Annotated in this window: 15 protein-coding genes; 11 read left to right on the top strand and 4 right to left on the bottom strand. The window is 61.5% G+C overall.

Annotation, left to right across the window (positions count from 1 at the left end; translation table 11 throughout):
• Positions 1–4 precede the first annotated feature (4 nt).
• Genes AC1DR6_RS18170 through AC1DR6_RS18160 form a run of 3 tightly spaced genes read left to right on the top strand, consistent with a single transcriptional unit; the run spans position 5 to position 5,212 of the window.
• Positions 5–2,695 (top strand): GGDEF domain-containing protein, encoded by a 2,691-nt coding sequence (locus AC1DR6_RS18170; protein ID WP_476830668.1) that lies wholly within the window; start codon positions 5–7, stop codon positions 2,693–2,695.
• Positions 2,682–3,542 (top strand): class I SAM-dependent DNA methyltransferase, encoded by an 861-nt coding sequence (locus AC1DR6_RS18165; RefSeq protein ID WP_476830667.1) that lies wholly within the window; start codon positions 2,682–2,684, stop codon positions 3,540–3,542. Before AC1DR6_RS18170 ends, AC1DR6_RS18165 begins: the two co-directional genes overlap by 14 nt.
• A 38-nt stretch (positions 3,543–3,580) precedes the next feature.
• A complete protein-coding gene (locus tag AC1DR6_RS18160; protein WP_476830666.1) occupies positions 3,581–5,212 on the top strand; it encodes a hypothetical protein in 1,632 nt (543 codons plus the stop codon).
• A gap of 187 nt (positions 5,213–5,399) precedes the next feature.
• Here the strand turns inward: AC1DR6_RS18160 and AC1DR6_RS18155 are convergent, their stop codons facing one another.
• Complete coding sequence (locus AC1DR6_RS18155) at positions 5,400–6,752, bottom strand: aminotransferase-like domain-containing protein (RefSeq protein WP_476830665.1); 1,353 nt, start codon at positions 6,750–6,752, stop codon at positions 5,400–5,402.
• A gap of 86 nt (positions 6,753–6,838) precedes the next feature.
• Here AC1DR6_RS18155 and AC1DR6_RS18150 point away from each other — a divergent pair, with 86 nt between their 5' ends.
• The 6 genes from AC1DR6_RS18150 to AC1DR6_RS18125 all read left to right on the top strand — a co-directional run bounded on the left by AC1DR6_RS18150 (position 6,839) and on the right by AC1DR6_RS18125 (position 11,817).
• On the top strand, positions 6,839–7,540 hold the full coding sequence (locus tag AC1DR6_RS18150) for an aspartate/glutamate racemase family protein (RefSeq protein ID WP_476830664.1): 702 nt from the start codon (positions 6,839–6,841) through the stop codon (positions 7,538–7,540).
• Positions 7,524–8,729 carry an aminotransferase class V-fold PLP-dependent enzyme gene (locus AC1DR6_RS18145; RefSeq protein WP_476830663.1) on the top strand — a complete coding sequence of 402 codons (1,206 nt, stop codon included), beginning with the start codon at positions 7,524–7,526 and terminating at the stop codon, positions 8,727–8,729. The genes AC1DR6_RS18150 and AC1DR6_RS18145 overlap by 17 nt, the downstream gene beginning before the upstream one ends.
• Before the next feature lie 21 nt (positions 8,730–8,750).
• On the top strand, positions 8,751–9,626 hold the full coding sequence (locus AC1DR6_RS18140; protein ID WP_476830662.1) for an amino acid ABC transporter substrate-binding protein: 876 nt from the start codon (positions 8,751–8,753) through the stop codon (positions 9,624–9,626).
• A gap of 85 nt (positions 9,627–9,711) precedes the next feature.
• On the top strand, positions 9,712–10,434 hold the full coding sequence (locus AC1DR6_RS18135; RefSeq protein WP_476830661.1) for an amino acid ABC transporter permease: 723 nt from the start codon (positions 9,712–9,714) through the stop codon (positions 10,432–10,434).
• Position 10,435: 1 nt separating this feature from the next.
• Positions 10,436–11,092 carry an amino acid ABC transporter permease gene (locus AC1DR6_RS18130; protein ID WP_476830660.1) on the top strand — a complete coding sequence of 219 codons (657 nt, stop codon included), beginning with the start codon at positions 10,436–10,438 and terminating at the stop codon, positions 11,090–11,092.
• Positions 11,089–11,817, top strand: coding sequence for an amino acid ABC transporter ATP-binding protein (locus tag AC1DR6_RS18125; RefSeq protein ID WP_476830659.1), 729 nt, complete (start codon positions 11,089–11,091; stop codon positions 11,815–11,817). The genes AC1DR6_RS18130 and AC1DR6_RS18125 overlap by 4 nt, the downstream gene beginning before the upstream one ends.
• A 358-nt stretch (positions 11,818–12,175) precedes the next feature.
• On the opposite strand, the gene AC1DR6_RS18120 is transcribed toward AC1DR6_RS18125, so the two are convergent.
• Positions 12,176–12,847: an HD domain-containing protein gene (locus AC1DR6_RS18120; RefSeq protein WP_476830658.1), complete on the bottom strand. Its 672-nt coding sequence runs from the start codon at positions 12,845–12,847 to the stop codon at positions 12,176–12,178.
• A gap of 31 nt (positions 12,848–12,878) precedes the next feature.
• Complete coding sequence (locus AC1DR6_RS18115) at positions 12,879–14,159, bottom strand: MFS transporter (RefSeq protein ID WP_476830657.1); 1,281 nt, start codon at positions 14,157–14,159, stop codon at positions 12,879–12,881.
• A 137-nt stretch (positions 14,160–14,296) separates the two neighbouring features.
• Here AC1DR6_RS18115 and AC1DR6_RS18110 point away from each other — a divergent pair, with 137 nt between their 5' ends.
• A complete protein-coding gene (locus AC1DR6_RS18110; RefSeq protein WP_476830656.1) occupies positions 14,297–15,199 on the top strand; it encodes a LysR family transcriptional regulator in 903 nt (300 codons plus the stop codon).
• Between the two features lie 14 nt (positions 15,200–15,213).
• Here the strand turns inward: AC1DR6_RS18110 and AC1DR6_RS18105 are convergent, their stop codons facing one another.
• A complete protein-coding gene (locus AC1DR6_RS18105) occupies positions 15,214–16,122 on the bottom strand; it encodes a LysR family transcriptional regulator (RefSeq protein WP_476830655.1) in 909 nt (302 codons plus the stop codon).
• Positions 16,123–16,226: 104 nt separating this feature from the next.
• Between AC1DR6_RS18105 and AC1DR6_RS18100 the strand changes: the two genes are divergently transcribed.
• On the top strand, positions 16,227–17,381 hold the full coding sequence (locus AC1DR6_RS18100; RefSeq protein WP_476830654.1) for a mandelate racemase/muconate lactonizing enzyme family protein: 1,155 nt from the start codon (positions 16,227–16,229) through the stop codon (positions 17,379–17,381).
• Positions 17,382–17,398 lie beyond the last annotated feature (17 nt).

Raw genomic sequence — 17,398 nt, 5'->3', positions numbered from 1 at the left:
TAGAATGATGGAAATAATCGAGAATATTACGAATTTCAGCAAGAGACTTCAACGAGGACCTATATCGGATCTCGCGTTTTCAGAGTGTTTCGGATCTTTGCTGACGGATGCATTCGCGTTGGGCATTGGGGTCGAAGCGACCGTAAGTGATCTTTCGGCTGTCCCTGTAGCCAAATACACAATCGGCCCGCCAGTGGGAGACTGTCTTCTCGATAGCAGGAATCTGAACAAGGGTGCGGCGAAACTGCTTCTACAGCAATGGCGAACGTCGTCATGCGGGTTAGAAGCCGGGTCCGTCGACGAAGTCGTTCGCAAGCTGGGCGAACTCGTGCTGGAACACTGGGGAGTCCGCGATCAGGGCACGCTGCTTCCTCGACTGAAGGATGCCGGCATGCCTGAAGGCGTGCTCCAATCCGTTCAGGACATGGTGATCCAAGGCGGCTTTCTCGCCGTCGTCCACGCCGACATGGACAAGTTCAAGGCCATAAACGACAATTTTGGTGAAACTGCCGGCGACGTTATCATACGTGCATTCGCAGACCGGCTGCGAGAGTCATTCGCCGATCTCGGCCTCGTAGTCAGGACTGGCGGCGAGGAATTCTCAGCATTTCTGGTCAGCGATGATCCGTTATTGTTTTTTGTTCGGGCTGAGGAATTCCGGACGAGGATGCAGACCGATCCTCTGCCGGTCATCAACCGACCCAATACATGCAGCATCGGTCTCGCTGTCTATCCGATCGCCGATTTGCCCGCCAATCTCGAGTCTACCGATCGCATTTTGCACGACGCCCGGCTGGCGGAACGGCGCGCGAAGGACGAAGGCCGCAACCGGATCCGGCTGCCCAAGCCGGTCGCAGCAGGCGAAGACGTCGAAGCGGCCATGGAGACTAATTCGCTCGACGACATAATGCTGTCAGCGTTGGCCTGTCGGGTCGCGCTCGATGGAGACGGAACGGGCATCTTCCGTACGATCTTCGCAAGCGCCGTCGCGCGTCTGCTCACTGAACGGCTGAGCGCTCCGGATGTTACGCCGACGTCACTCGTTGATGTTATTGAGGATTTTGTCTCGCGGCTTGACGTTATCGCGGAAGCCGCACCGTGGGAGGGGTTCGGCCGGCCCTCTACGCCGGGGCAAGACGGCTGGCCCCAGGCGGAAGCGCCCTCAATGCCCACGGTCGTGTGGGCCGCGATCGTGGCGAGGGCACTGTTGAGCGCGACGTACCAGCGTGGCGCTCCGCTTAGCGCAATCGATGAGCTGTCGTTTCGTGTGGCGTCAGCCGATCCGGCGAAGTGCGCGACGTCGTCAGAGCTCTTCTTCGAAATTAGTCGTTCGGGGTCGACTGAGGCGGCACTTCGGCTCGGGCCGATCGCATTGGAGGCGAATGGGCTCCAGCCGGTTCATATCGGTCGGCCGTGGTTCCCGGCGAATGCCGAGGGATCCGAGGGCCTGCGCCGCGTTTTGATCGCCGGCGTAGACGATCACGTGCTTGAAAATGAAGCGTTTTCGCCTTGCCTACTGATGCCAATCGGCGACACGGCAATCCAGGAAGCGAAGGCGATCAGCGCCCTCGTCGCAGGCGTCGAAGAGATTGACGACCGTCCTGTGAAGGGCGGTGGCCTCCCTGACTTTTGGCAGAGCAACCTCGGCCGGATTGTCCGCACCTGTCTGCGCAATCCGAACATAAGCCACATCATCGCGGTCGGGGACGAGGATGGGGCAGCCCAGACGATCGCGATGCTCAAGCTCAGCAGAGATGATTGGAACGGCAAGCTACCTGATCTCCAAAGGCGGCTGAGCATCGGCGCGGATCATTTGGGGGCTTTTAGAAGCCGCGGTATCCATTTTCAGCTCGTAGCGAGCGGGGGTTCGCGGTTAATTGACGCCGTTGTGGCGTGCACAGGATCGAACGATCTGCCTGACCCCCGAGGCGCGCCCGCCGTCAATCTCGATCGCGAAATGGCGCGTCGCAGGCTTGCGGTGCCGTCGCCCTCCGCCGCGAACCAGCTTTCAATAAACGACGGTCTTCGATGCCGCACGCTTGCCGACGCCTACCCGCAGGCGATCCAGCTGCTCCGCGGCAGCAACGAAGCGCCGCAGACCGAAACGACCCGTAGGACGTTTCGCGAATTTCCCTGTTTCAAGCTGGTGCTGACGCAGCCGTTTCAGGACGAAGTGCCCGACTACTGGCTCAGGGAGAAGGCGTYGATCGACGACTACATTGAGAGGAATTTCAGCTCGCCGGATGGGTTGTTCGGGAAGCGGTTGGTGTCGTGCGGAAACCGAGAGCAAACCGTGCGTGATCATAGCGTAGAGTCGGCGGCAGCGGCGATCCGGGAAAGGCGGCCGACCCGCCGAATCATGCTGCCAGTCGCGACAAGCGACGAACTCGACGGCCCCCTCGGCCTCAGCATGATCCAGATTCTGCCACGCGAACGCGACGGCAAGTGGCACTTGGATTTCCAATGGATTTGGCGAACCGTCGAGGTCCTCGTCGGCTTTCCGTTCAGCGCCATTGGCTCCATCCGGTGGTCGGACGAATTTTTCACGAGCGTTCAGGAGCGACTTCAAGCCGTAGGCGAGGTCGATCGTTTAGAGCGCGGCCAGCTGACTTATGTTGCTCTCAGCTTCCACATGTTCCTTGACGTTGGGGATAGAGAGATAGCCAGAGCGATTGTGCAGGATGCAACCCGTTGACTTGATCGCCCGGATGTTGCGCGACGACGACGCGGCCATATTGTTCGATCGCCGCCAAGACTTTACCAAGCAGGCGCGCGCACTGGGTTACGATGTCGTCGCGAGCGTCGGCGCGACAAGCCCGATCGGTGGCGCGCCCATCCACGTCGCCCTCCTTCGCCCGGGCTCGGTTCTCACGACCAATGCGCCGCGGCCGGCGAAGATCGGCGAGAGGCAGGAGAAAGCCAGGATTATTAGACTTCTAGATCGTTTTTTCGTTCCAGCGGCGGGCGATCCTGGCGTCTCGGCGCTGCTTTTTGATCTGATCGCTGACCGTTACGAGGAACTGACCGGGCGAGACGTCAATCGCAGCGCGGCCGAGATACTGCTTAGATCGGCGCTGCGCAGGTCGCCAAAGAACCGCACTCAAAGAGTGCTCGACTTCGGATGCGGGACCGGGTTCGCTCTCGATGCTTGCAAGCGCATCGAGAGCGATGAATGGATCGTCGATCTTGTCGGAACGGACATTTCCGACGCGATGCTTTCGATCGCGCGCGGCCGCGGTCAGCGCGTGTTGACCCTCGCCGAGTGGAGGGCTGAGCCGTCGGCGAGTTTCGACGCGGCAATTTCGTGCTTCGTTCTGCACTACGGTGTTCTGGAGCAGGATCTTGTCCTAATAGCGCGACAGCTGAAGCCCGGCGGGGTGTTCAGTGCCAATTTTTTCAAGGGGAACGAGGCCAGAGTGACACAAATTACAGCTGTCCTGGGCGCGGCGGGTCTCGATTTGATCTCGAATGAACATCTGGACGTCTCAACCGACAGCTCAAATAGGCATCTGGTTTTTGCCAAACGAGGCGAATCGTCGTGAGGTGGCAATCGCAGGGCGGTGATCCGAGGCTTGAGGCGATGGTGCCCGACCTCCGGCGCGGTGGCGTGGCCCGAACGTTGCTGACGCGCGCGCTGCCGTCGGCTGACCTATTCGTGAACGTGGCGCGGCTCGCGCCAACAGCCTACGAGGTGCTCTCGGCGCCGGAGTTGGCCGGCGCGGTCGGCAACGGCGAAGTCGCAGCGATCGCAGTGGCGGACGACCTCGTTGTTACTCATCGACTGGGCCTTGCGCGGCCAGGGCTAATGCAGAGCTTTGTTGCTGGGTTGTTCGACCGATGGGCGGCCTCGGGCGCGGAACACGCTCCTCTCGAGCCCATTGTGATCGATCCGGAAATCGAGCTTACGATCTGGACACCTCGCGCCGCGGGTTTTGCCGACACCGCTGCGCGGCTCTGGAAGGAGATTAGCTTCGGCGGTCGGCCGGATCCGCTTGACGGTCTCACAACGCCGAGCGTCTATGGCAACAAGCTTCGGATGGCCCGAACATTGTCGGCGATCGTAACCGCGAAGCTACCACCAGGCTCGCCGGTTCTAGACATCATGTCGGGTACGGGCGTGGTGACCCGGCTGCTGGCTCGGCGCCACCCGGTGACGGCCAACGACGGGAATCCGTACGCAGCCTTGTTGACCCGGGCGCAGGCTGTGGCCTTCGCCGGCGATGGAGAAGCGGCGGCCTCGCGGTTGCTCGGCAATTTGGCAGAGCCCTGGTCGGCGCATGCGGGACTGTTGCGCGCGCGTCACCGGGTCGCGCTCGAGGCGGAGGAGCAATTTCTTCATGGCGAACTGACCGAAGAGAGCCTCGAGCGCTATCTGGCCTTCACCCGCAACGCCGTGCCGCCGCTGCAGCATGCAGGGAGCGCGATTTCAGGTGACCTTGTCACCGCCCGATACGCGAACGTCTACTTCGGCATCGGCCAGGCGATCGAGATCGACGCGATCCGCGTCGCGATCGAAAGTCTCCCCCAGGACGATCCCCGGCTTCGTGATGTCTGTCTCGCAGCGCTTGTTTTGGCCGCCTGCACCTGCAATCCCGGTCCACATTTTGCCCAGCCGCGCAAGGTGAACTCGCAAGCCACATTTCGCAACGTGGTCGAGCGCCGGGCTCGCAGCGTTGCATGGGAATTCGAGGTGGCGCTGCGGCGTCTGGCCTCTCGGGAGCCGCTGTCGCAGCCACTAGGCTCGGTCACCAGCACGGATTGGCGGGAAGCGCTCGACGCTTTCGATCGGGCCACAGGTGCGTTTGGCGTACGAACCGTCTACCTTGATCCGCCTTATTCGAAGCTGCAGTATTCGCGCTACTATCATGTCCTGAACGTGCTGATCGCGAACGACTATCCTCTGATATCGGGCGTCGGCCGCTACCCTCCGCGCGCGGATAGGTTCAGCTCCCGGTTCGAGTATCAGCCCTCCGTGGCCAGACGCGAGTTCGAGGACGTCATCGGCCGATGCGCAGACCGCGGGTTGAGATTGATGATCAGTTATGGCGAGCGTGGATTTGTTTCGATCGAAGCCCTGCTCGAAATGGTGGAGGCTCGATACTCGAAAGTGGATGTCTTTTCCGAACGTCTGCGCCACCACTCGCAGGGCCGGCCGCTTTCTGAGGCAGGCGGAGGACGAGTGAAAGAGTTCGTAATTTTCGCAGTCCCGTAACAACGACGCTAAGCGGCGTGGCGGAAGTTTGCTACGCCGACGTCGAACCTTGGATTGAAGTACTTTGCCCCGCTGGTTGGCCCAGTGGGCAATCCCAGTCCGCGAGGACGGGCGAAGAAGCCACGGTTCATGAACGTCCGCTTCCCGGCGCTCTGCCGATGTCTGTTAGTGGCGCGATCCGGACGCCTCAATCACGCCCTTGCAGAATTCGCGTGAGTTGTACCAAACCGTGCTCGAGGCGCTTTTGGTCAGGCTCCGCCCCGAGGCTGATCCGGACAGCTTGGCTGGGCACAGCTGAACCGGCCGCTAAATCCTGAGCGGGCATGACAGATAGGTTCTTGGCCTGGGCGTAGCTGGCGAATTCATCGGCGCGCCAAGGCGCAGGCAATGTGAGCCAAACATGCAGCCCTTCGGGGCGGGCGGCAAATTTCTGCCCGATGAGAATTTTTTGCGCCAGCTTTATCCGTTCTCCTCCAGCTATGCGTCGACGTTCGATCAGCCGCGAGGCCGTGCCATCCTTGATCCAGCGCGATGCAAGGCGCGCAAGCATTGGCGAGGGCATCCACGTGCTCACGCGAATGGCGTTTCGAAGCCGTTCTGCAATCTGCGGAGGAGCAGCGATGTAGCCGATGCGTAGGCCTGGCAAAACTGCCTTGGAGAAACTCGACACATAGCAAACCGCCGACGGAGCTAATGCGACCAGTGGGGTCGGGGTCGTTTGCAGCAGCGGTGCATAGACCTCGTCCTCAACGATCATCACGCCGGATCGGGAGGCGAAGGCGGCCAACCTCTCGCGTCTATCGTGGGAGAGGTCGGTCAGCGTGGGGTTGTGAAGCGTGGGGTTGAGCACGGCGATACGCGCGCCCGTTTCGGCCGCGATCCGCTCGAAGGCATCGATTTTCATTCCACGTCCATCCATCGGAACGCCAACGAGCCTGAGCCCCATCATACGAGCGCAACTTACGAGTCCCGGAGACGTCAGCTCCTCGCACAAAACCGTCTCGCCAGCCTTTGCTAGTGCCAGCAGGCAGGCGAAAACCCCGTTGATTGCGCCGGAAGTGAGCAGGATTCCATCCGGCTTTGCTGGAACGCCCAGGCCCTCTAACCATTGCATTGCTGGAGCGATGTCATCGCTGACAGCGCCCCGAGGCGCATATTCAAATAATCGCCGCCCGACATCGTAGCGCGCCATGTCCTGGCAGAGCTGTACGACCTCGTCGGAAGGATCGACTGGCATGGGGAAATTGGAGGCAAAGTCGATGCTCGAACGGCTCTCTCCCGATGGCCACGGAATGCGTGACGGCTCCCCATCGCGCACAAAGGTGCCACGTCCGGTTTCACCGTTGACGATTCCGAGTTCGAACGCCAGGCGATAAGCCTTGGTGACACTCGAAAGATTGAGCCCGAGAGCACGGGCAAGATCCCGCTGGGGTGGCAGTCTGTCGCCCGCCGAGAGCCGCCCATTGGCAATATCCTGTGCGAGCGCTTCGGCAATTCCCCGATAAACCGGTCGGCCGGGGGCGAGCTTAGGCATCCACATGATCGCCTCCTCCTGATTGTATGGCATGCAATGCCGTTGCGCCGCTATCCATGGAGACGCATCATTCGCTAGCAAAAGGTAGGGCGATGCAGACGATCGGGCTTCTCGGAGGGATGAGCTGGGAAAGCTCCGCAGTGTATTACAAGCTGATCAATGAAGGCGTCCGAGCGCGGCTCGGCGGCCTGCACTCGGCTCGGATCGTGCTCTGGTCCGTCGAATTTCAGGAAATCGCTGAACGTCAGGCGGCGGGTGATTGGCAGGGCCTTTCAGACACGATGATCGACGGCGCCCGCGCCCTGGAGCGCGCCGGCGCCGAGATGCTGCTGATCTGCACCAATACGATGCACAAGCTCGCCGATCAGGTCACAGGTGCGATCACCATCCCTGTGATCCATATTGCTGACATCGCTGCCGTCGCCATCAAGGCCGCAAAAAGCACCCGGCCGCTGCTGCTTGCCACGCGCTTTACGATGGAGGAGCCGTTTTATCGGGATCGGATGCGGGACCGCCATGGCCTGGAACTGATGCGGCCCAGCTTCGATGAAGAGATGATGGTGCATCGCATCATCTATGACGAACTTTGCCAAGGCATCGTGCGGCCGGCTTCGAAAGCACGCTGTCGCGAGGTGATTGAGGCGGCGCGAATGCGTGGCGCGGACGGAGTCATTCTTGGCTGCACCGAACTGGATCTTCTGCTGTCGCAATCGGACACCGAGCTGCCGGTCTTCGACACAACGGCGCTGCATGCCCGAGCTGCCGTCGAGCAGTCGCTTGCAGGTCGATCTTGAAGCCAGAGGACATGCCGTGAGCAACGCCCCGTTCCCATCACTCGGAAAGGCTGTTCGAACCGAGTGGGCCCTGGATGACGATTACCTCACCGTCAATCACGGTGCGTTCGGCGCGACGCCGAAAGCTGTTCTGGTCGCGCAGACGGCATGGCGCGACCAGATGGAAGCGCAACCGAGCGTTTTCATGCGCAGCATTCTGCCGAAGGCGCTGCGGGCCAGCGCCGAGGCCCTTGCTGCATTTCTCGGTGCCGAGGGTGGTGACCTTGTCTTCGTCGACAACGCGACGACGGGATGCAACGCAGTCCTGCGCTCGCTTTCGCTGAAGGCCGACGACGAGATTTTACTCCACGGCCAAGCGTACGGTGCCGTAGCCAACACTGCACGCTATGTCGCCGAGCGGGCGGGAGCGCGTATCATCATCGCTCCGCTCCACTTTCCAGACGATGACTTCGCCGGATTCGCCAAGCGATTTGCCGCCTGTATCGGCCCCAGGACGCGGATTGCGATCATCGATCACATCACCTCCCCCAGTGCGCTGCTGCTGCCGGTCGCGGAAATCGCTTCTGCCTGCCGCCAGGCTGGCGTCCCCTTGCTGGTGGACGGGGCCCACGGTCCCGGCCAGATCGAGCTCGAGCTGCAATCACTGGGAGCCGATTACTACGTCGGCAACTGCCACAAATGGCTGGCTGCGCCGAAGGGCTGCGCTTTTCTCTGGACGCGCGGCGATAGGCAGGTCGAGCTGCATCCGACCACGATCTCCCATGGCTTTGGCGGCGGCTATCTGCTCGAATTCGATTGGACCGGCACGCGCGATGCCACCGCGCAGTTGGCGATCGAAAGCGCTTTGACATTTCATGAGCGGCTAGGCGGTGCGGGTCTGCGGCGGCGCAACATCAGCCTCGCGGGTGAAGCCGGTGCTCTCCTCGCCGCGGAACTCGGGACGACCCATGGCAATGCCCGGCATGAGGTCGCGATGGCCATGGTCAGGCTGCCGCTAGAGAACGTGCCCCTGACCAAGGACTACGCGACGCTATTGCGCGGCCGGCTGCTCGGCGAATTCAGGACCGATGCCCCGTTACATGCTCATCCCAGCGGGATTTGGCTACGCGTTTCGGCCCATGCCTACAATGAGATTGATGACTACGCCCGGCTCGCGGGGCATGTCCGCAAGCTGGTCCGAACGATCTGATCATGGGAAATGGGGAGTGAAATGAACAAAAAAATCAGCGCCTGCGGGGCGCTTCTGGGCCTGGCGTTGGTCCTTGCGGGGACCGGCGCGGATGCGCAGGATTCGTATGGAACGCTAAAGAAAATCAAAGACAGCGGCACGATCATTATCGGCCATAACGAAGACTCGCCGCCCTTCGCCTCCTTCGACGCCGCCGGTAAGCCGCAGGGCTATTCGATCGATATCTGCAACAAGATCGCAGAGGCCGTGAAGGCTGAGCTCAAGATGGACAACCTGACGGTCAAGTACCAGGCAGTGAACGGCCAGACACGGACCCCCCTTCTGATCAATGGTACCGTTGATCTCGTCTGCGCTACCACGACAAACACGTTTTCCCGGCAAAAGCAGGTCGATTTTCTCAATACGATGTTCGTTACCGGCAACCGCCTGTTGGTGAAAAAGGACAGCGGTATCAAGGAAATCGAGGATCTGAAGGGCAAGGTCGTGTCCGCTAATCAGGGCACGACCAACGAGAAGGTGCTGAACGAGCTAAACCAGAAACTCAATCTCGGCATCAAGGTGCTCTCGACCAAGGATCAGCCACAGGCCTGGGCCGCGCTCGAAAGCGATCGCACCGACGCGCATATGACGGACGCGGTGGTGGAGTACGGCCTCATCGCCAAGGCAAAGAACCCGAGCCTCTACACGGTGACAGGCCGGTTACTCTCGTTCGACCCCTACGCCATCGTGATCCGCCGCGACGATTCCGGCTTTCGTTCGCTCGGCAACAAGGTTCTGGCGGATCTCTACAGAAGCGGCGAGTGGGAGAAGATCTATACCAAATGGATGTCCACGATCGGGCAGCCGCTGGACGCTGATCTGAAGCTACTGATGTTAATGCAGAACTATCCAGACTGATCCCGCCGCGGCGGGATCCTGACCGGCGGCAATGCTGCCGCTTGCCCCTTTGCTGCTGGTGAAGCCGTGGCTGGACACTTGATGCATGCGTTATAATTGGAACTGGTCGGTGCTGCTCGCCGACCCTTATTTGGGCTGGATCCTGTCCGGACTAGGCTGGACATTCCTCGTCTCGATTGCCTCCTGGATCATCGGCCTTGCCCTGGGCTCGGTGATCGGGGCGATGCGCACCTTGCCTTCTCGGGCAGCGCGGACTGTCGGGGCGGTTTATGTCGAGATCTTTCGAAACGTGCCGCTGCTGGTGCAGATATTTCTATTCTATTTTGTCTTGCCGGAGGTCCTGCCCCGCGACATCGGCCGTTGGCTCAAGCGGGATCTCCCTCATCCCGAGCTCACCATGGCCGTGATCAGCCTGGGTCTTTATACGGCCTGCCGCGTCGCCGAGCAGGTACGCTCCGGTATCGTGACGGCCGGGAAGGGGCAGGCGAGCGCAGGTCTCGCGACCGGACTGACGACTATGCAGGTCTATCGACTGATCCTGCTGCCGCTTGCGTATCGGCTGACCATTCCCGCACTAACCAACGAGTTCCTGAATGTTTTCAAAAACTCGTCCCTGGCTCTTACAATCGGCGTTCTCGAGCTCACGGCGCGAACGCGCGCGGTCGCGGATTATACATCGCAATCGATTGAAGCCTTTACGGCTGCAAGTCTGATCTATGCGACAATCAGCTTCTCGATCAGCGGATTGATGCGCATGGTCGAGAGGCGGTCCCGCCTGCCCGGCACGCTTGCTGCTGGAACACTCTGACATGAATGCTTTCGATTTCGGTGTCATCGGGCGAGCCTTGCCGTTGCTCTGGGAGGGCATGCAGATCACCCTGCTTCTGACTGCGCTCGGCATCGTCGGTGGCATCGCGCTCGGCGTGCTGCTCGCGCTGATGCGAGGATCGGCCGTCTTGCCCCTGCGCTGGTTCGCCGCATTCTATGTCGATCTCCTGCGTTCCCTGCCTCTCGTCCTGCTGATCTTCTGGTTTTATTTCCTGATTCCACTCGCCGTGGGGCACCCGGTCGGGGGTTTTTCCTCGGCGGTGATCGGCTTCATCTTGTTCGAAGGGGCCTATTTTTGCGAAATCATTCGCTCGGGCATCGAGGGAGTCCGTCGCGGCCAAGTCATGGCAGGTCTGGCCAGCGGGTTCACCCAGGCTCAGTGCATGCGCTTCATCGTTCTGCCGCAGGCTTTCCGGGCCATGCTTCCCGTGTTGCTGATGCAATCGATCAATGTCTTCAAGAGCACGTCGCTGGTCTACGTCATCGGCCTGCGTGATTTCCTCACCGCGGCGGACCTGATCGGCGGCCGCGATAACCGGCTGACCGAAATGTACGTCTTCGTTGCCATCGTGTTTTTCATCATTTGCTGGACTGCTTCGCAAGCAGTTGTCCTGCTGCAGCGAAGGATCACGCCGTGATTGAGCTTGAACAGGTCAGCAAATGGTACGGAGCAACCCAGGTGCTGAATGATTGCACGACCCGCATCGAAAAGGGCGAAGTCGTCGTCGTGTGCGGTCCGTCAGGTTCGGGAAAGAGCACCCTGATCAAGTGCATCAATGGCCTTGAGCCTTTTCAGAAAGGCAGAATCACGGTCGAGGATACTTCGGTCGGCGATCCCTCGACGGTTTTGCCAAAATTGCGTGCCCGGATCGGCATGGTCTTCCAGTCCTTCGAACTTTATCCGCACATGAATGTGGTCGAGAATATCTGCCTGGCTCAGCGGCATGTGCTGAAGCGCAGCGAGGATGCCAGCAGGGCACGCGCTCTCAAGTTGCTAGACCGGGTGGACCTGCGCTCCCACGCCGACCGCTTCCCCGCCACCCTGTCCGGCGGGCAGCAGCAGCGGGTAGCGATCGCTCGCGCCTTGGCCCTTGATCCGATCGCGATGCTTTTCGACGAGCCGACCTCCGCTCTGGATCCGGAGATGGTCAACGAGGTGCTCGACGTGATGAGCGAATTGGCGAAGGAGGGGATGACGATGATCGTGGTCACCCACGAGATGGGTTTTGCGCGACGCGTGGCCGACCGGATCCTGTTCATGGACGAGGGTGCCATCGTCGAGGAGGCACTAACTGCGGCCTTTTTCGAGAGACCAGCAAACGAGCGCGCAGTCCGGTTCCTCTCGAAGATATTGCATCATTAGCCGTCGTTACCGCCGTAACGTACGGCACGCGATCATATTACAGAAAGCTGCATCTCTTTGAGGCGTCGGTATCCAGCCGCCGGCGCCGGGCAGGGGCGATACGCTCGAAATCGCGTACAGCTACTTTACAAGCGCGCCGGCTCGGGATGCTCCCCCGGGCGGCCATCACACTCGCTGTGAAGCCCGGCAATCACATAGGCGAGGGCCCAAAGGACGCTTTGGATCCCGGAAGTTCAGTGCGAATGCGCGCGGCCAATCGAAGCGATAACGTTCGCTTGTCGGCGGTAGTCAGTTTCCTATGGCGTATCAGGTGCGGGTGAACCACGCTTGGCCTAGGAAACGCCCCGAGACGACTTTGTCAGACGCGGTCGTTGTCGCCGACCGCTCTCGACGTCAAATTGCTCGCCAAGCCCGTCATTGTCTCTGGCTTCACGAGACCGAGAGCCCCGGCGACGTGCCACCAGCCATGGTCGGCCTGGCGCACGATGGTGCACTCGGCACTGACGCCCATATGCTGGCCTTCGAAGGAGTGGCCGACCGCGATATGAGCGACCTCGTCGGGCAGTCCCACAGTCAGGCAGACATGCATGCCGAACACCGAATGACGGAAGGTCGGATACCCACTGTCGGCGGGCGCAGCCTGCCAGCGCTGGCGATTGCTCGGGTCAAACTCATAGGGCTTGCCGACATCGTGACAGGCGGCACCGGCGAGCAGGATATTCCAATCGATCCGGGTCTGCTGATAAGCCTGCTCGAATTCCGTCGCAATCGCCTTGGCATAGCGGAAGACCCCGCGCAGGTGATCGGCCTGCGTGCCCTCCCTGAGAACTGGCGTTCCGGGATTGCCATCGGGCGGGATCTCACTGATGCGGGTGAAGTCCGAGCAGCACAGGGCATAGGCCCATGCCTCGACGACCTTTGCGCGCAACGCCTCGTCGGGGATTTCCGCGATTTCCGGGAAGTCCTCCATGATGTGCTGGCGCATCAGGTCGGTCGCCGGACGGCGAGGCCGCGAATAGTGCTGGATCATGATCTGGCTCGCTTGCAGAATAAGACCGGCCTTAAGACACAGACGGCGCGTATTGTGGCTGGATCGGCTTGCGCGCGAGGGTTAGTGTCGCGATCGCCCCGCAGACCAGCAGCGCCGCCGCGATGCGGAAGGCCCAGGTGTAGCCGCCGGTTCCCGAGACGACATATCCCGTGATGATCGGCGCGATCAGCCCGAAGGAGTTGCCCCCGAAAGCGGTGATGGCGATGACGCGCGAGACGTCGCGCGGATTGCGCAGGAGATCGCTGGCCAGCGTAAAGTTCAAGCCTGCGCCTGTGTTGCTGCCGGTTAGGACGATTGTCAGGACGACGAGCAACGGTATGAGGCCATCGACGCTGGGGGCGAGCAGGATCGTGGTCGACAAAAGAGCCATCGCGGCGATGAAGTAACGGCGACGGCCAGCGCGGATCGCTTCCGAGGACAGGCTTCGGTCGCTGATCCGGGCGATGATCAGCCCAAGAACCATCGTGACGAGATACGGGATTGCCGTCAGATACCCCGTACTCATCGTCGACAGTTCGCGGGTTGATTGAAGATAGGTCGGCAGCCAGGTCAGGAAGAGATAGGCCGTATAGACCAGACAGGCTTGGGTAATCACCAAGCCCCAGACACTGCCCTGGCACAGAAGATAGCCGAGCGACGACGGCGCAAGATCTGTTGCCGCATACGTCATGCGCTCGCCGTCGCGTTCGCTGAGGATCTTCCGTCGCTCTGCTTCCGGAAGCCAAGACACCTGATCGGGCGCGCCGTACCATTTCAGCCAGAAGGCTAGCCAGACGAAGCCGATTAGGCCGAGGACGACGAACGCTGTTCGCCAGTCAAAGCTGCTGACCAGCGCCGCGACGATGATCGCGCCGAGCGCCGGTCCGGCGGAGGAGCCGCCATTGAATAGCGTCGTGACTAGGCCGCGCTCGCGCTCGGGGAACCAGTCGCGGATGACGCGTCCGCAAGCCGGAAAGGTCGTCGCCTCGCTCGCGCCCATGACGAGGCGGGCCGCGAAGATCGAAACAAGGCCGGTCGTTGCCGCGGTGAGCGCCGTCGCCGCCGACCAGATCGCGATCCCCCCGCCGACCATGCGCTTGGCGCCGACCCGCTCGACCAGCAGGCCGAGCGGGATCAGGCAGACCACATAGGTCCAGAGGAAACCCGAGAAGAGATATCCCATCTGAATCGGCGTCAGCCCGAACTCGGCGGCAATCGGCTTCGAGGCTACCGAAAGGGCGATGCGGTCGATGTAATTGATGATCACGGCCGTGAAGATCAGCAAGGCGATCCAGGCGCGGCGATGGGTCATGAGATGTCTCCCCCATTGATAGCCGACCGATGCGGCAATCTCAGCGCGGGTCTTCAAGCCCGCCAGGATTCAGCGCTACATTCATCAATAGAACGGGTCCAATTGGATTTATCAGCCGGTTCTCATAGGCTTTCCTGATGAGTCGCTTTTCCATCGCCCAACTCGAAGCATTCTATTGGACGGCGGAGCTCGGCTCCGTGCAGAAGGCAGCTGAAAAGCTGAACATTGCCCAGCCGACGCTCTCGCTGCGGCTGCGCCAGCTCGATGCCGATCTGACGGCGCCCGTGTTGGAACGGGCGGGGCGCGGGATCCGGCTGACTCGCGAAGGCCACACCTTCCTCAGGCACACGCAATTGGTCCTCGCTGCTCACCGCGAGCTCCAGGCTTCCTTGCTGGTTGCGGAGGTCAGCGGCGCGCTGCGTTTTGGCCTCGCCGAGGGGTTCGCGGTAGCGTGCCTGCCACGGATCATTCCGGTGCTGCGCGAGCAGTTCCCGCTGCTGCGACCTGAATGGATTATCGCGACCAGTTCGGGACTGGAGCAGTCCCTCATCGACGGGCGGCTCGACATCGCCGTGCTGGTCGAGCCAGCCGGCCATCGGGACATCCGGCTGTTTTCGCTCGGCGTCCAGGCCAATGTCTGGGCCGCGACCGCGGGCTGCGGGGTGAAGGACGGCGAAAGTCCCCGTGAGCTCGGCCGTCACACCATCATTACGACACCGGCGCCCACGCCGATGTACCGCCTCAGCACGAGCTGGTTCGCCGATGCGCAGCGTCAGCCGAACTCGCTGTGCATCTGCTCCAGCCTGAACGCCTCGCTTCAGCTCGTTTCGGCGGGGATCGGAATCGGCGCCTTTCCACGCAGGATGGTCGAAGCTTTTCCGTCGCGCGAGGCCATCGCAATGTTCCAGTCGAATCCGCCACTGCCGCCGAGCCGGGTCTATATTGCCGATCGCGCCGATTCCGACCGAGCCAGGACCGCCGCGCTCATCCGCAGCCTTGAGGGCCTGATGCAAGACATGGACTATTTTTCGGAGCTGTAAGCCGCCGTGACGGCTTAGGCAGGCTTGTCGATGCACAGATAGTCCATCGAGGCCAGCGCCTTCTGGATCGATTTCAGCATCGCGCTCACGGGGGCGGTCAGGCCGCCATCGGGATAGCTGGCATAGACCCTGCCGTGATTGAGGTCAGGTACGGGCTTCAGCACCTGGACCCGGCCGGCGCGGGCCTCGTCCTCCATCATCTTGGCCGGCAGCACGCCGAGAGCTGCGCCGGAAGAGACGAGATGGCCGATGACTCCGACGCTGCTGCAGAGGTCGAGGCGCGTCGGTTCAAGTCCGGCGGTGGCGAACCAATCCTTGATCTGGCGAAACATCGCCGAGCGTGGCTGATTGCTGACGATCGGCAGGCGATACAGATCGGTCGGCGTGACGATAGACCCCAAGCCCCATTTCTTCGAGGCGACCCAGGCGGTGTTCTGCACGCCGAGCGGGAACAGCCTCATGCCATGGCGACCGGTCGGGTTGACCAGAACGGCGAGGTCAAGATGCCGGTCGTTGAGTTCGCGTTCGAGTTCGTAACTGATCGACACGACATAATCCGGTTTCAGCAGCGGATAGTCGTGGCGGACGATCTCGAGCAGCGCTGGCAGGCAGGTCATCGCAAAGCCTTCCGCGAAGCCGACGCGAACGCCGCCGCTGACCTCCGCCCGGTCGGTCTGGAGCCTGATGCGGTCCGCCTCCTCCAATAGCGCCGAGGCGCGCGGCACCAAAGCGAAGCCCTCGGCCGTCAAGGCGAGGCTGCGCCCATTCTTCTGGAACAACGTGACGTCCAGGGCCTTTTCGAGATCGCGCAAGCGCAGCGAGATCGTCGGCTGCGCCATATGGAGATGGGCTGCGGCTTTGTTCAGAGAACCGAGCTGTGCGGTCCAAAAAAATGCTTCGAGCTGGGCGATGGTGAAGCGCATAAATCAGCTTTCCAAATCTGTAAGGCTCAAATATTCAAATTAGATTTGGATTGCAAAAGACCCTAGCGTCCGGCCAACATTTTAAAAAACCTCCGGGAAACGCCTTGGATACCGCGGTCGATCGCATCGAGCTCTTTACCCTTGCATGCACTTTGCCGGAGACGATCGGCAATGCGGCCCGGTTCTTCGACAAGCGCGAGACGCTGTTCGTGCGCGTCACCACCAAGGGCGGGGCTGTCGGCTGGGGCGAGACCTGGGCCATGGCGGCGCCGGCAGCGGCGCTGATACAGACCGTGCTCGGCCCGGCGCTGCTGGGCGAGGATGTCCGTTATCCGCAGAAGCTCTGGCGGAAACTGGCGCGCTACATCGTCAACGATCGTCGCGGCCTGACCCATATGGCGATCAGCGCGCTCGACATGGCCGTATGGGATGTCAGTGCGCGGGCCGAGCAAGTCGCCTTGTCGGAAAGGCTCGGCGGCGCCCTTCGCGACACGCTGTCCTGCTATGTTAGCGGTCCGTTCCTGAAACCCGGCCTTGACCCCTACGCCCATTATCGCGACGGCGTCGATGGCTACCTCATCCAGGGGTTTCGGAACATCAAGATCCGAGCTGGAATCGGTGCCGGGCGAGACGCCGCACTGGTCGCCGACATCCGCCGCCAGATCGGCGACGATATTGGGCTGATGGTCGATCTCAACGAGGCCGGCGACGTCGCGCAGGCGCTGGATTTTTCGCGGCGTGCCGCGGAGTCCGACCTGATCTGGCTGGAAGAGCCCATTCTGCATGACGACATGCCGGGCTGGATGCGCATCGCGGCCGGTACCGGCATGGCTCTGGCGGGAGGCGAGTCGCTCTACGGGCTGCCCGGATTTCGCGATTTTCTCCGTGCCGGCCTGTTCTCGGTCGCGCAGCCTGACCTGGCGCTTTGCGGCGGGCTGACGGAAGGCCTGCGCATCGCAACGCTGGCCGAAGCGTTCAACGTGCCGATTGCGCCGCATGTCTGGGGCGGGGCGATCAACTTCAACGCCTCGCTGCACTTCGCCGCGACGCTGCCGCACCGCAGCCGGCCTGGCAGCCGCTTTCCGTTCTTCGAGTACGACGCTTCGTTCAACCCGCTGCGCAGCGCCTTTGCCGATTGCCCGCTCGATCGTGACGGTCTCGTCACTGTGCCCAGCGGCCCCGGTCTCGGTATCGAGATCGAAGAGCCTCAACTCGCATCGTTCCTCACTGCCAAACAGGAACTGCGTCGGACCGCCTAAAACCAACAAAATAATCG

Source organism: Allobosea sp. P5_A5, from assembly GCF_056400625.1.
Note: the sequence above shows the minus strand (reverse complement) of the source record. Positions and strands in the feature narration are given on the sequence as shown.

What these genes read in the sequence shown, in the direction of transcription:
- AC1DR6_RS18130 (WP_476830660.1), top strand. Translation starts at nt 10,436, where the DNA reads ATGAATGCTTTCGATTTCGGTGTCATCGGGCGAGCCTTGCCGTTGCTC.
- AC1DR6_RS18165 (WP_476830667.1), top strand. Translation starts at nt 2,682, where the DNA reads ATGCAACCCGTTGACTTGATCGCCCGGATGTTGCGCGACGACGACGCG.
- AC1DR6_RS18150 (WP_476830664.1), top strand. Translation starts at nt 6,839, where the DNA reads ATGCAGACGATCGGGCTTCTCGGAGGGATGAGCTGGGAAAGCTCCGCA.
- AC1DR6_RS18120 (WP_476830658.1), bottom strand. Translation starts at nt 12,847, where the DNA reads ATGATCCAGCACTATTCGCGGCCTCGCCGTCCGGCGACCGACCTGATG.
- AC1DR6_RS18160 (WP_476830666.1), top strand. Translation starts at nt 3,581, where the DNA reads ATGGTGCCCGACCTCCGGCGCGGTGGCGTGGCCCGAACGTTGCTGACG.
- AC1DR6_RS18140 (WP_476830662.1), top strand. Translation starts at nt 8,751, where the DNA reads ATGAACAAAAAAATCAGCGCCTGCGGGGCGCTTCTGGGCCTGGCGTTG.
- AC1DR6_RS18155 (WP_476830665.1), bottom strand. Translation starts at nt 6,752, where the DNA reads ATGTGGATGCCTAAGCTCGCCCCCGGCCGACCGGTTTATCGGGGAATT.
- AC1DR6_RS18105 (WP_476830655.1), bottom strand. Translation starts at nt 16,122, where the DNA reads ATGCGCTTCACCATCGCCCAGCTCGAAGCATTTTTTTGGACCGCACAG.
- AC1DR6_RS18115 (WP_476830657.1), bottom strand. Translation starts at nt 14,159, where the DNA reads ATGACCCATCGCCGCGCCTGGATCGCCTTGCTGATCTTCACGGCCGTG.
- AC1DR6_RS18110 (WP_476830656.1), top strand. Translation starts at nt 14,297, where the DNA reads ATGAGTCGCTTTTCCATCGCCCAACTCGAAGCATTCTATTGGACGGCG.
- AC1DR6_RS18135 (WP_476830661.1), top strand. Translation starts at nt 9,712, where the DNA reads ATGCGTTATAATTGGAACTGGTCGGTGCTGCTCGCCGACCCTTATTTG.